Annotated in this window: 13 protein-coding genes; 2 read left to right on the plus strand and 11 right to left on the minus strand. The window is 28.6% G+C overall.

All coding sequences use genetic code 11. The features are described 5' to 3' along the window. Positions 1 to 218: 218 nt before the first annotated feature. Genes DCO46_RS19765 through DCO46_RS19780 form a run of 4 tightly spaced genes read right to left on the minus strand, consistent with a single transcriptional unit; the run spans position 219 to position 5,646 of the window. Complete coding sequence (locus tag DCO46_RS19765; RefSeq protein ID WP_116754209.1) at positions 219 to 1,700, minus strand: class I SAM-dependent DNA methyltransferase; 1,482 nt, start codon at positions 1,698 to 1,700, stop codon at positions 219 to 221. Further along, complete coding sequence (locus tag DCO46_RS19770) at positions 1,697 to 2,593, minus strand: hypothetical protein (RefSeq protein WP_116754210.1); 897 nt, start codon at positions 2,591 to 2,593, stop codon at positions 1,697 to 1,699. The genes DCO46_RS19765 and DCO46_RS19770 overlap by 4 nt, the downstream gene beginning before the upstream one ends. A 3-nt stretch (positions 2,594 to 2,596) precedes the next feature. After that, positions 2,597 to 4,216 (minus strand): AAA family ATPase, encoded by a 1,620-nt coding sequence (locus DCO46_RS19775; RefSeq protein WP_116754211.1) that lies wholly within the window; start codon positions 4,214 to 4,216, stop codon positions 2,597 to 2,599. Further along, entirely contained in the window at positions 4,213 to 5,646 is a 1,434-nt protein-coding gene (locus DCO46_RS19780; protein ID WP_116754212.1) for a restriction endonuclease subunit S, read from the minus strand. The genes DCO46_RS19775 and DCO46_RS19780 overlap by 4 nt, the downstream gene beginning before the upstream one ends. 188 nt (positions 5,647 to 5,834) lie before the next feature. Between DCO46_RS19780 and DCO46_RS19785 the strand changes: the two genes are divergently transcribed. Then, entirely contained in the window at positions 5,835 to 6,290 is a 456-nt protein-coding gene (locus DCO46_RS19785) for a hypothetical protein (protein WP_116754213.1), read from the plus strand. A gap of 283 nt (positions 6,291 to 6,573) precedes the next feature. Here the strand turns inward: DCO46_RS19785 and DCO46_RS19790 are convergent, their stop codons facing one another. Beyond that, complete coding sequence (locus DCO46_RS19790) at positions 6,574 to 7,203, minus strand: hypothetical protein (RefSeq protein ID WP_116754214.1); 630 nt, start codon at positions 7,201 to 7,203, stop codon at positions 6,574 to 6,576. 150 nt (positions 7,204 to 7,353) lie between these two features. On the opposite strand from DCO46_RS19790, the gene DCO46_RS19795 reads away from it, so the two are divergent. After that, positions 7,354 to 7,602 carry a helix-turn-helix domain-containing protein gene (locus DCO46_RS19795; RefSeq protein ID WP_116754215.1) on the plus strand — a complete coding sequence of 83 codons (249 nt, stop codon included), beginning with the start codon at positions 7,354 to 7,356 and terminating at the stop codon, positions 7,600 to 7,602. Positions 7,603 to 7,724: 122 nt separating this feature from the next. Here the strand turns inward: DCO46_RS19795 and DCO46_RS19800 are convergent, their stop codons facing one another. The 6 genes from DCO46_RS19800 to DCO46_RS22800 form a co-directional block, all read right to left on the minus strand. Beyond that, entirely contained in the window at positions 7,725 to 8,972 is a 1,248-nt protein-coding gene (locus tag DCO46_RS19800) for a site-specific integrase (RefSeq protein ID WP_116754216.1), read from the minus strand. Between the two features lie 71 nt (positions 8,973 to 9,043). After that, the gene (locus tag DCO46_RS19805; RefSeq protein ID WP_116754217.1) at positions 9,044 to 9,952 is read right to left on the minus strand and encodes a hypothetical protein; all 909 of its coding nucleotides are present in this window, start codon (positions 9,950 to 9,952) and stop codon (positions 9,044 to 9,046) included. A 10-nt stretch (positions 9,953 to 9,962) separates the two neighbouring features. After that, positions 9,963 to 11,234, minus strand: a complete 1,272-nt coding sequence (locus DCO46_RS19810) for a DNA polymerase (protein WP_116754218.1) — start codon at positions 11,232 to 11,234, stop codon at positions 9,963 to 9,965. Between the two features lie 2 nt (positions 11,235 to 11,236). Continuing rightward, positions 11,237 to 13,282, minus strand: a complete 2,046-nt coding sequence (locus DCO46_RS19815) for a hypothetical protein (RefSeq protein ID WP_116754219.1) — start codon at positions 13,280 to 13,282, stop codon at positions 11,237 to 11,239. Between the two features lie 4 nt (positions 13,283 to 13,286). Further along, positions 13,287 to 13,583 carry a helix-turn-helix domain-containing protein gene (locus tag DCO46_RS19820; protein WP_116754220.1) on the minus strand — a complete coding sequence of 99 codons (297 nt, stop codon included), beginning with the start codon at positions 13,581 to 13,583 and terminating at the stop codon, positions 13,287 to 13,289. A 111-nt stretch (positions 13,584 to 13,694) separates the two neighbouring features. After that, the coding region (locus DCO46_RS22800) for a hypothetical protein (protein WP_165829027.1) at positions 13,695 to 14,316 on the minus strand (622 nt) is incomplete at its 5' end.

Consider the following 14,316-nt stretch of genomic DNA (forward strand, 5'->3'; position numbering starts at 1 on the left):
TAAATAAAATAATTAACTAGTATCATATAATACACTATGTTCTTTTGCTGAAATTATGTTCTTCTTTGTAGAAATTCATGAAAATAAAAAGGATAATTACAACAATCAACAGTAATATTCATTACTTATTTAGATCTTACCATTTTTTAGTTATATTGTTTGGATATGCTAATAATAGGTAACTTACATTTTTAAACCCTAAGTAGGAATAAGAATAATTAATTTTTATTAGCTAAACCTTTTACTACCTCTCTAAAACTATTTAATGCACTTTCTAAACTATCAATAATTTCTTGAGCCAGTATTTCTGGTTCGGGTAAGCTATCTAAATCAAGAAAACTATCATCTTGTAGCCAAGTAATATCAAAATTTACTTTATCCCTTAAAATTAATTCCTCATAAGTATATCTTCTAAATCTCCCCTTAAAATTAGTTTCATTCCAAGTTTCAGATGTTGATTCTTTATCTATAGCTTGGTAACATTTAATAAATGATTCTAAATGCTCAAACTGTAATGGATGTTTTTTCAATGTATGATGTACATTCGTTCTATAGTCATAGAACCAGATTTCTTTTGTATTAGGAGTTGATCTTTTTTTCTTTTTCTCTAAGAACAAAACATTTACTTTTACACCATTTGCATAAAAAATACCCGTTGGCAATCTCAAAATAGTATGAAGATTAGTTTCTTCCAATAATTTTTTTCTAATTGCTTCTCCTGCACCTCCTTCAAACAAAACATTATCAGGTAGTACGATTGCAGCACGACCATTTTCTTCCAACATACTTATTATGTGTTGAACAAAACATAATTGTTTATTACTTGTTGTGGTCCAAAAATCACTTCTCAATATATATGATTCCTGTTTAGCTAATTTTTCATCATTTGTTATAGTATAAGTACTACTTTTTCCAAACGGCGGATTCGCTAGTACAATTTTTACATTATTTTTCGGCAGTTCAAGCAAACTATCCTCAACTTTTATTTCTGGAGTTTCTTTCATGTCTCCGATTCCATGTAAGAACAGATTCATTAAACAAAGCCTTGCAGTTGAAGGAACGATATCCCAACCATGAAATGTTTTAAATTGAAAAAAATCTTTTTTCTTTTTATCTTTTAATTCTATTGCAAAATTATTATTTAAATACTCAATTGCACCAAGAAAAAAACCACCAGTACCACATGTGGGGTCTGAAATAGTTTCTAACAACTGTGGCCCAACACATTCTACAATAGCCTTAATTATTGGGCGAGGAGTAAAATACTGACCAGCGCCACTACTTTCTGCACTTTTTTGCAATAAACTCTCGTAAATATCCCCTTTAATATCTACTGATTCTGAAACCCAATTATCCTCATCAAGAAGCTCTATAAGTTTCTTTAATTTGTAAGGGTCATGAATTTTATTTTGAGCACCATTAAATATATTGCTCAACATTTTTCCTGAATTCGATAATGTATTTAACGCATTCATATAATCAAATGTCAATCCTTCTAATGGATGATTTAGAAAAAATTGCCAATCACAACTTTTAGGTATATTGAAATCTCTATTATATGGATGTTTTGAATATTCATCAGCCATTTTGAGAAATAATAAATATGTTATTTGTTCTAAATAGTCCCCATAATTAACTCCATCATCTCTCAATGTATCACAGAATGACCATATTTTTGCCACTAAATTATTTGTTGTCATTGTAATACAGCATTTATATTTTCAAGCCAAGGATAGTTGTCCTTATCTTTAGATTTTTCTTTTATGAAACACTTCACAACCATTGTATATGGTTCCGTCTTTTTTGTTAAACTTACTAACTCAACATAACATTCACTTACCTTTGAATTTACTTGTAATTGAGTTGGATTATGATATTTTATATAATTATTAGTTGTTTCAATTATCGTTTCGCATTTTTGCCATATTTTATTTCTGCTTCTTTGAATAGGAGTATGATCTAAACCGTAAAACTTGATTGATAGTATGGCCTTTTTATTATTTATTAAATTTTCATCTTCACTATAGGTTGGGTATACATCTCCATTACTATCAAATGAGATTAAAGTAACATCATTAGGATTTATTGGGTCTATCAATAATGGACTCTCACAATTACAAATAAAATCATCTGGCTGTGCTATTAGTGAATCTTGATTTAAAGGAAAATAGTTTCCTTTACCATATACCTCTGTTCCTTTTTCAAACCTGTCCTTTCTTAATTTATTTACTAAACTACCTGCTAATCTAAAGTTTTTCCAATGAAAGGATAACCACCAATATCCATCATCTCTTATAACAATTCCACTTTCATCTTTTGACTGAGCTTTGGGTCTATAATGTTCAATCTCCCATTCCGAAGAATTTTCAGGTGATTCTGAATACCAACATTTATGACCCGATAATTCTGAAAGGGTTGAATATAATTCCCTCCAATGGTTATTTTTTGACCAATAATCACTACGGCTCTTAGCATCAAAGTGTTTTATATTTTCCAAATGTCGATTTGCTTCATCTAACCAATCCCTAAATGTAGTATGAGCATTCAGTCTATTAAATGTTTCTTCAAAATCAGTAATATCAATATATCTCATATCCTATTGATTCATTTCTTTAAGAATTTTCTCAACTGCCAACTTACTGGCTTGTTCAAGCATTTCTTTTTGCTCATCAGTAAATTCAATTTGCTGAATTATTTCATGTTTAGACATTTCCGCTAAATACATCTGAAACCACTTATCTTCAACTTCTTCGTAAAAACCGTATTCCTCTAATTGCGCTTTTTTAATCTTATACTCCTCATATTCTTCATTTGCAATATCGTTTCTCATTAGTTTACCCTGCAAAAATCTTTTCCTGTTCAAGAGTAATTGAGTTTCTTTATCTAATATTGTTGGCAAACCGAATAATTCACTTGTGAGAATGCCTGCAACTCCCATTCCTTTAGGGTCTTTTTCTGCTGATTCAGCTATAACATTTCCATTTTCGGGATTTCTTCTAAAAATTCTAATTTGTTCTTTTTTCAATCCCCCAATAACTAATGGATCATGAGTATTTATTATAATATGAGTAGTTTCATCTAAACTTTCAGTTTCAGAATCGTTTCTATAAATATCATTTAACAAATCTATGTAGTGCCATTTCCATAAAGGATTTAAGTGCGTGTCTGGCTCATCCAGTAACACAAGAGTCTCTTTATCTTTAGTGAATTTGAGAAGTCCCAGAACGGTTAATAATTGTTGTTCCCCTTCACTTAATTCCTTAAACGTTATCTCATTATTAACATTTGTTTTTTTAACCTTAACCCTTACTTCGTCAATCAAATCAGAAATATAAGTGCTCTCTAAAGCTTTAAATAATTCCGTATTTGTGTGATAAAATTTATTTAATTCTTGTAATTTCTCTTTGGTTGGCACATACAAATACAGATATTCTTTTTGTTTATTAGACGAATCTCTAAAACTTTCTTTATACTCCTCAAAAACATCTATGGGAGCAAGCGAAATTTCCCAAAGCTTTTCTAAAAACTCGCGAACTAAGCCTTCTGCTCCCCACATAAACTCATCTTGAAAATTTGATTTCTTTTGCCATTCGGGTTTTTGAAACTTAAATAAAACAGATTCTAAATTTTCAATATTCAAATATTCATGCAAAAAGTTTTTAGTTTTTTCTTCTTCGAAAGTATAAAAAGCTAATAAAACGAAATAGGAGTGTACTAACTGCACATAAAACATCCTTCTAAAATCTTCAACATCTTCTTTTGTTACTTCTTTTGCTTTTGCTTTATTATAAAAATTCCTTTGATTCTCATCAAAATGGTCTTTTAACTTATTACTTATACCGGAATAATAGGTAAAAACATACTTAGGCAAGTAAACTTCTTTATTCGTAAAGAACGATTTATAAGATTGCTTTTCTTCATCTACATAGATTTCGTAAGCAAGTTTTTTAGAACTTCCATCTTTTTTACATGTTACTTTTATATTATGTCCCCTACATTTATATTTTATTACATATTCAAATTCTGGAAAGCGAGGAGTCGAACCAGCCTTGCTTAAATCCAAATATTTGAAAATCAAAACTAACGATTCTATAAAATTAGATTTACCAGTTGCATTTTGGCCAAGAAGAACAGTATTCAACTCCTTCTCATCTAAATCAATTGTAAATTGTTTTAGATTTTTAAAGTCTTCAATGTATAAACTATCAATCCTCATTTCAGTGAAATTAAACTACCTTTTTCTACTTTCTCTTCAATAATTTTATCCTGAATCTTCTTTAATTCAGAATAAAATTTTTCTATGTTATCGCTATACATAGAATCTTCCCACAACTGCTTTGGAGTAATAGGTCTCTTAATTTTTTCTAAAACTTGTATGATAGACAATTTTTCTTTTTCCATTCTTTTAATTTTAGGACGATTTTTAATTATCTCTCTCTGACTCAACAAATATTGATTTTTTTCTTTTTCGATATTTTCAAGTAAATTATTTATTGGTGTATAAGTATTTATTTGATTGACTAGATTTCCTTGAAAAGCTTCTTGAAGTATTTTTGAGTAAATTAATTTTGTTTTGTTTATATTTTCATCAATTTCAATTTTTAACATTTGGATGTCATTTAATTTTTCATCAATGTATTTTACAGCCAATTCTTGTTCTTCTAAAGTAGGCATAACTACTTTCAAGTCATAAATATTTTCTCTATTAAGTCCAGGAATGGTAGTTGATGTACTTAATTGACGCAAATTTTTAATCTGAAGTTGATAAAACAAAAATTTCAAATTAAAACTTTCGTATTCTTCTATGTAATATGTTGTGTCTATTGGATAGCATTTTTCTTCTGAAAATTGCAACTCTCCAACACTTCCTTTTCTTCCAATGATAATAACTGACTTCTCTATATATGTTTCATTATGATAACCAATTATTCCATTAGACCCATAAACTGGAATTTGTCCAGATTTACGTTCCTTTTTTATTAAACTCTTACCATAATTAATTGTACATAAGTCTCTAATACGAAATTCGGCTCCAAAATTATTTTTATTGAAAACCTGATTATATATTGAAAACATACTATTATTAGTCTTGATTTTTGCGATATTTAAATTATCAATACTCTTATCAATTTCACTGAACAATTCCTCAATTTTTTCAACAATTCTATTCTGCTCTTCAATGGGTGCAAGTGGAATTCTAATTAACTCAAATTTTGATTTATTTAAAATCGGAATTGTAGTAGAAGAAGCTTTACTTAATAATTCCTTTTGAAATTGTGTAGTTTTGCAGTAATAATACAAGTACTTTGAATTAATAAAAGGAATAATCCCATTGATTTGTTGATTAAAAGCTCCATCTTTTATAAGAAGACCAGTTTTTCCAATAGTTGCTCCAATACATGTAACCAAAACAGAATTACTCGGAATAAGACGAGCAACATCTTTTGCATATTTTGAAAGATATTGTTTAGAAGCAATGGTATTAATTCCTTGCTCTAAATCGGTAGGTTTATAAAAAGGAATATCATCACTTTGATAATACTCTTTTATCCTTGTAGAAGGCGTATTACCTGTGACGATAATACCAATATCGCTTAAAGCAACCCACTTCCAGGTATCAGGAACCTTCTTTTGATTTTTATTCACTTTGTCTTTAAATAATTAAAAAGTTAATCAATTTAACTGCACAATGTAAGTTTTTTTTAAAGAATGTACAATTTTTAATTTCTGAATTTGAAAATTTTATCTTATAAAAAAAATCCTCATAATGAGGATTTTAGTTTAAATGTCGACTTATTTAAGGCTTTATTGTTAGATTTGTTAAAACCAAACCAATGAACAATCTAGAAATTTTCAAATGGCTAGCTATATTTTCTCCAATTATTAGTGGAATAATAGTAGGTGTTGTAACTCATAAGCTTTCAAATCGGTCAAAACGTATAGAGATTCTATATCAAAACAAAATTCGAGCATTTAATGAGTTACACAAGATACTTATTGATTATAGATTTGAATTAGAACCGAATATTTATAATAATCCATTTCTTGAAAGAAGTACCGATGCAAAAGGGGCAGTTGAAACTCTTAGTTTATTAAATAATGCTCTTGTACGTAACAACATATATCTAAATGAGGAAAGTAGAAAATCAGTAATGGATTTGGTTACCAAGATTAATTTCTTTTGCAATTTTCAGAAGCAGGATTTTGAAAATATTAATCCTTATATAGATATGGCAGTTGAAGTTAAAAGAGTAATTGACATTCTATATAAAGATCTTAATCTTAAATAATTATGTGTAATTGAATAATATATTTAACTAATAAAAAACCTCTAATTAAAGAGGTTTCGTTTTTAGTTTTTTGCAAGTTCAAAAAGCTTCTAAATTAATAGAGGCTTTGATTTATATATTCCGACTAAAAAGCTACTAACACCTTGTTATTTAGTCAAAAAGCATCATTTTAACTTTAACATCAAGCTTAGATTGTTTTGGTTAATATAATAAAATAGAGAGGTAAGTTCACACGCTTACCTCTCTATTTTATTAATTCTGGTATAAAGTGAGTATACTTATCTTAAATTTTATTTCTCATAAATTTTCCAAATTCAAAAGAATTATCACTACAATCTACACTATTATTTATCACTTTAGATTTAGCATTAAACCACTTTTCGGTTACATCTCTCTGAGATGCCATTATTTCTGTTTCTGTATTATTAACTTGATCTGTTAATTTAAAATAATATTGCGTGTAAACTTCCTTAACTGGATAGTCGAGATACTCAACAGGAAAAGTACATGTTTTTATTTTATCTATAATCCATTCCTCATTGGGCTTCCAATTGCTTCTAAATTGTGGTGTAATACCATCTCCTAATAAATTCTTTGTGTAATTAATATCACTACATGTTAATTCATTGCCATTCTCTAGAACAATTATCAACTTAGCTTTTAATGTTACTTTTTTATAAATGTTTTGTGTATTATTTTTTAGTATGCCTTTAAAGACATGAGTTGCCGTATGAGGCTTTTGCATTTTGTCAAGCGAGGAACTCAACACAACAAAGCCACTAAATATATTTTCAGTACAAATAAACATATCAGTCCCATCTTCATTTTTATTTTCGGGGAGCTCTTTATTATTTATGGAATTACATGATAAACATATTACTGTGACTACGATGCAAAAAAAGGTTGATTTCATTTTCAAAGATTATTGATTAATAATTGTTAAGATTTTCACTTTAGCTTTTAGAAAATTCTTATCACAAATATCAATCTTTTTTCAAAAACTCGTACATATACGAGTGAATATTTTTTAAGCATTAACTCACTTTGTCCAAATGATTTATTTATGGACAATCCAAGTTTAGAACCTATAGAACAATATGTAATTGATACTGTAAGAAGAATAAGGATTGAGAAGAAAATTTCCCAAAAAGAGTTATCTTATGCTTTAAATCTTTCTATAGGTTTTATAGGAGATATAGAAAGCTCAAAATCAAGAGCAAAGTACAATCTTTCTCACATCAACAAACTAGCAGAGATATTTGAATGTTCTCCTAAAGATTTTTTACCACAAAGTCCTTTAGAGGACAAATAAATGACTTTCTCTCAATATAAGTAAAGACCTCAAAGCACCAATTGCCTAAATCACTTACTGATCGAATTCATAGTTATTTTAATGCCTCCTCTCAAATAAAAAGGTACTAAAATAAATTCTATCTAAGCTGATTTATCAAGGTATTTCAGCATCAAGTCTGCGTTTTCCTCTTGAGATATTTTGATATAACTTGAAAAGGCTTTTTCTGTACGATGTCCTGTTATTTTCATAATTACTCTGGTTGGAACACCTCTTTTAAACATATTCGTAGCGAAAGAACGTCTTGCAGTATGTGTACAAATCAATTCCCATTTGAAATATGACTCTTCAATTCTTTCTTTACCTTTATTTCTTATTTTTAAAACTTTTTCTTCAATTCCTGCTAAACTTCCAATCTCTTTGAGATGTCTATTCATCGTTTGATTAACACATGATTTAGGCAAACTATTTGTTTGGTCTTTATATTTTTCCATAATAACTTTTACCTGATCTAGTAATGGAATAGTCACCCATTCATCTGTCTTTATAGTTTTTATTCTAAGTTTGTTGTCAGCAATATGCTCAGGTTTCACTTGACTAAAATCACTAAATCGTAGTCCGGTATAGCACCCAAAAACAAACAAGTCTCTAACACGCTCTAAAACACAATTTTTCTTTAAATCTAAATTTATTATTGTCTCAAGTTCTTCCTCAGACAAATAAATATTGTTCACTTCCTCCTTTATTGTTTTGAAATTTTTATGCTGAAACGAGTTATTTGAGTTGAAACCTTTTTCAGTAGCATCATTTAAAATTACTTTAATAATTTTTATAACCTTTCCAAATCCATTGTTTGTAAGTCCTTGTACTCCAGTATAAAAATCCAAAAAATCATAGTAGAAATCTATATCAATATTATGCCAATCTAATTTTACCTTTGCATACTTCTCATACTTTTTCAGTTGATTCAAGGATGTTTTATAAGCTTTAATAGTTCCTAAAGTCTTATGCTTCTTACTAACTTCTAAATACACTTCTGTGTATTCAAAGAAACTATATTGATTCTTCTTTTCTTGTAATTCCTTACCATCATTATAAAGTCTTTTAACGTAGTCTTTTGTCGGATCTTCCCCTGAAATAAGTAACCCATTAACAATGTCTTCAACTTTTTGTTTAATTGTTTTGATGTATATATTGAAACGGTCAGAGCCTGAGTAGCTTCTCTTAACCTGTTGAGCCTTATCGTCCCAATATTTTTCATCTATGTTTTTATGAGCAGTAAAGTAAGTAACCTCTTTTTTGTGTGTGTACCTCAACATCAGCATAGACTCCTTACTTTTTATTTTTCGCTGGTGTTGTGATTTATTTAATACGAATTTTAATGTTGCCATATTTTTGTGTTTTTAGTTGAGGTAACATTACCCCTTATTTCGACGTGAGGTTACCGCACGTATTGATTTTTCTAAAAATTTTTGGATTCTAGATTATATGAGTCTTCCAATAGTGCAATTGATTTTTTTCTTTTACTTTTTTGAGATGCACTTAATCCTGAGTTATTAATCAAGTCCATTATCTCGTTATATAATGTGTAATCATTCTTTTGCTCAATGTTTTTAATAGTAGCATATAGAATATGCATTACATCATCTTTTATAGGTTTATAAATTGTTTCTCTTCTAAAAACAATTTTACTTTTAAGTTCAGGTAGTAAATCATAAAATGAATCTCTAATAGTTATTTCAGGATACCAATCAAGTGTTAAATCAAAAAACGTCACTTCTTTTCCGAAATATTTTTTAGGGTTTAAAAATTTGATCTCGTGTTTTATCACAGCAGCTTGTGGAAATTTAGCAACATCAAAGGTTTTTTTTACTTTGGCATTTGCGACAGCATCATAAACTTTATAATGAATTGCTTTAGATGGTTTTCCGTACATCTTCATAAAAGAGGTTGATTTTTCCAATTGAAAATCATTCATTCCAATAATACTAGTCAAATAGGAATGACTACTAATATCTATACTTTCAAATCCTCCGTATTCGAATTCTTTGACTATTCCTTTTAAAACATCTATTCCTAATAGTTCTTTTATTTTTTTGGCGAATTTATCTAACTGTCTTCCTGTAATCTCTCTATAATTATGACCATAGAGAAAATATGGAATGCTGGATTTGATAACCACGCAATTATCATTACAGAAATAGAGACTAAAATTTTTAACGTGCTCTCCTAAAATAGGATTTATACTATATTGATTTCTAAGTGTAGGGTGTTCGATTAATCGGTCCATTTTAATGATTGTGGTATTATCGATAGTAACTTTAATTTTAACGAAATCGATTTGATATTTTTCTAATTTTATATTTTCCATGTTTTTTATTTTAATGAGCCATAGCCCAGTTTTTACCTTTTTTAAGATCTATTTTTAAAGGGATAGATAATTTTACTGCATTTTCCATCTCCTTCTGTACTAGTTTTTCCATAATTGAAACTTCATTATCATGAACTTCAAATAAAAGTTCATCATGAATTTGGAGTACTAATTTAGATTTGAGATTGTTCTGTGTTATTGCTTTGTCGCATGCTATCATTGCAATTTTAATAATATCAGCGGCACTACCTTGAATAGGAGAATTCATTGCAAGACGTTTTCCTTTTTCTCTTTCTGACATTTTTGGCGAACTTAACTCAGGAATTGGTCTTTTTCTTCCGTAAAGTGTTTTAGAATAACCATACTTATCTGCAAAAACTACCAAACCATCTAAAAAAGATTTCACTCCGCTAAAGCGTTTAAAATAATCATTCATAATTTTCTGAGCTTGCTCTAATGAATGAGATTTATTTGTAATCTCAGTTAGTGATTCTGCAAGTCCATTAGCAGTTTTACCGTAAATCAATCCGAAATTAATAGACTTAGCTATGGAACGTTGTTCATCTGTAGTGTCTTTAAATTTTACACCGAATACCTCACTTGCTGTAAGTTTATGAATGTCTAGATCTTCATTGTAGGCTTTTAATAAAAAAGCATCTTGGCTCATTTCTGCTGTTACTCGAAGTTCAATTTGAGAATAATCTGCTCCAATGAATTGACAACCTTTTTTAGGAATAAAGACTTCTCTAAATTTAGATTCAAGTACTTTTAGCCTATTTTTTTCTTCTGCTTTTACCTTTACATTTGGAATGTTTTGTAAATTCGGTTTACTACAACTAAATCTCCCTGTTGCTGTTCCTATTTGATTAAAATTTCCGTGTAAACGTTTAGTTTTAGAATTTACATTTTTCAATTGATTACAAAATTTCAGCAGACTTGTTATTTTCCGATAGTCTAAAATCAAAGGAATTATTTCGTTGTCTTTACTTAACTTGCTTAAATGCGATTTGTCGACAGAATAAAAATTGCTATTTGATTTTTTCTTTGTTTTTGGTTCAATTTTTAAATCATCAAAAAGTAATTTACTTACTTGTTCAGAACTGTTAAGGTTTATATCTGAATTTGTAAATTGATAAATTTGGATTTTAATGCTCTCATTCAAATCGTTTAATTCAAGTTCTACATTCGATAATTTTTTTACATCAATTTTTACTCCCTCCAATTCCATTTTAACGAGAACAGGAATTAATTGATGTTCTACATTGATAATTGTATGATTCATGGTTAAGAATTTAATTTGTTATTGATATAGTGGTATAATTGAAAAGTTTGGTCTGTATCTTCACAAGCATAAAGTGTTAACTCTTCCAAAGGAATTTCTCTGATTGATTCTCCTTTAGTCATTTCTTCAAAACCGATTTGAGAGTAATTCAAATGTAATTTTGAAATTTCCTTTAAACCATGAGTTTTGCGGTTAGGGTCTAACAAATAATCCATAATCATCGTGTCTTTAATATTCTTGCCAATATTAATCTCATACAGTTGTAAAAATTTGAGATCAAATTTTGCATTGTGAAGCACCTTTATAATATTTTCATTTTCCAAAAAAGGTATAATTGGTTGAATAAAATCTATAATCTTAGTTTTGTGTTTAGAAAAAATGATATTGTAACCTGTATGTTTCTTAAAAGTCAAGGACATACAAACAATCTCATCAATATGAGCGTCAAGTCCTGTAGTTTCTAAATCTATTACTAAAATATCCTTTGGATTTTTAATAAAATATTCTGAAAGTTTTGTCGCTAATCGAGTCATTTTATTAGCAGTATCAACAGTTTTATAATCGACTGTAACATCTCTAATTGTTGTATAACTTACATGAGAGTATTCTTCTAATACTTCAAAATATATTTTACTATTGCTTGGAGTTTCTATGTAATTAATCCCTTTATATTCAAAATATTTTTTAATTCGAGTAGTGAATGATTTTTGCGTAGGCTGGTATTTGTTTGAAATATAACCTCCTTTTATAAAATTTTGAAACAACTCCTTTTTGTGTAGCTTTTTAGCTTGAAGTAATTCTTCATCTAAAAATTCTATCAATTCTATACCTACATCATTTATAAGTCGTCTCTCATTTAAATTAACCGAATTTGCTTCTATCAATCCAGTATTGAGATATTTTTGAGTACAACACATCATATACATTGAGAACGCATTCCATTGCTCAGCATCCCAATCATCAAAAAAGTAATGCCCAAAATCTTCAAAAACTGTAAGATGTTCTCCATAATGTTCTGAAAATTCTATTTCATAACGCCTCCTTTCTGTACTATTACCAGAAGGAGCTTTTAATAAATAGTTGGATGTTATTAACATCTTAGGACTACGACTAAAAGGAATGTATATATCTTTTTTATATTTCTGACTAATAGTAAAACCGTCAGTAATTCGCCCGTAGAAGAGTTCGAAATTTTGATGCTCTTTTATATCGTTAATTGCAACAATATTAGTTTGTGGAGTTACTCTTTGAAAAGAGAAAGAATTTCGACTATCAAAATCTTTTCCCGAAATATCGCATACAATTCGAATAAAGCTTAATGCTTTAGTAAAAAGTGATTTTCCACTACCACCTGAAACAATGTTTAACTCGTTAATTGCTCCATCTAATAGTATTACTGCTTTTGACTTTGATGGATTTTGAAAGCGATGAATTAAATAGCCTATTACAGATTCAAAAGCCTCTATCCTATCATTTAATCTATTTGAAATATTACTAATAAATTTTCGAAATGGAATCTCTAAAGCTGATAATTTCTGTTGTGGGAATTCAAAGTCTCTATTTATCATTTGTTCTTCAAGCACTTGACCATCTAAGTCTTCATAATTGATTAAAGTTATTTCCTCTTTATCTACTTTTACTGCTGCATTTTTAAAATAAAAATAACTTTCTTTCTCTGTATCAATTTGAAGTTTAATCTCGATCAGTGGCATAAAATATAAGGTTCTTTCATCCATTAAAGTCCTTATTCTAGACACCCAAGCTTCTGTAACTTCTTTGATTGTGAATCCTTGATTTGAAAAGTTTTCAAAATTATTTTCCAACCAATCCAAACATGTTTGAATCATAAACGATTTGTCGACAATCGTAACTACATTGTCTTTAATGCGTACATATTGAAATGTTTCATTAATTTTCGCTTTATAAAAATTCAGAAAGCCTAAAAAATCAATGAAATCCATTGTTTGGACATATATTTTCCCTTTTGCCGTTTTCCGAAACGGTAATGAAATAACTTTTGGTATTATTGCGGAATTTTCTTTTTCCATAAAATTATGTCTTTAAATTTTTGATGAATTGCTCAACGTCCGATTGCTTATAACGTTTGGCGCCTCCTACGTTACAAACAGGAAAATTTTCGTGAGCTTTTTTTATCTTATAAAATTGTGAAGAAGAAATTCGGAGAGCTTTACACAACTCATCAGGTTTCAAAAGATTTTCTTGATTTGAAGGCGTCCCTACAAATACATTGGAATGCTCTAATAGTTGAGATATTACTTTCCCTGCTATTCGGTTTTCCAACTCCGAAAAAAATTTAAAAAAATGATTGTATAAGGCTTGATCTTCCATATAACTTCTGTTTGTTTTTGACAAAAGTAATTTGGATGATAAAATTTTATATGCAAGTGCGTAATTATGAGATTTATTTGCGTTTTTTACGCAAATAAATCTAAAGAAGAATTAATATTTTCGGATATTTCTACTTTTAGTAAGTAGGTATTCGTCTAGTGTCGTTAAAGGTTTTTTTCTTCCGAAGCTTTTATAATTGTCTCTAACTTGGGGAAAAGAATTGTACATTATTTTCATAATGTCTAATTTGGTAATCTTATTATTCAATAGCTGTGGAGCAAATTTTCTTCTAACTCTTGTGGTATTTGCCCCTTTATCTTGTTTTTTCTTTTCTAAAATTTGTTTTCCTCTTAGCAAACTATTTCTTTCCGAATTATAAAATTGATATAATTCAAAAAAAGTCTGATATATTTTTTTACTGTTTTTAAATTCGAAATTCAAATAAGTAGGGCGTCCATCACTTCTTCCAAATGAAAAAGAATTAAGAAATAATTCTTTAATCTGATCTTCGTTTAGAATATCTGCAAACAATTCAAATACTTTAGTTTTAAACTCTAATGAATAATTAAGAGATTTTCCAATTGGATTTGATTCCGTATCATTAATCTTTTTGGTAGGCAATGTATGTAAAGGTATTTTATAACAGATTTCTTCTCCACCTGAATAATCAAATTCATTCTTTTTATAAAATTTAAATTGTCTTTCAGTAGTTTTTTGGTTGTTCTCGATATAA

This window comes from Flavobacterium sp. HTF (assembly GCF_003105115.1).
GTDB lineage: Bacteria > Bacteroidota > Bacteroidia > Flavobacteriales > Flavobacteriaceae > Flavobacterium.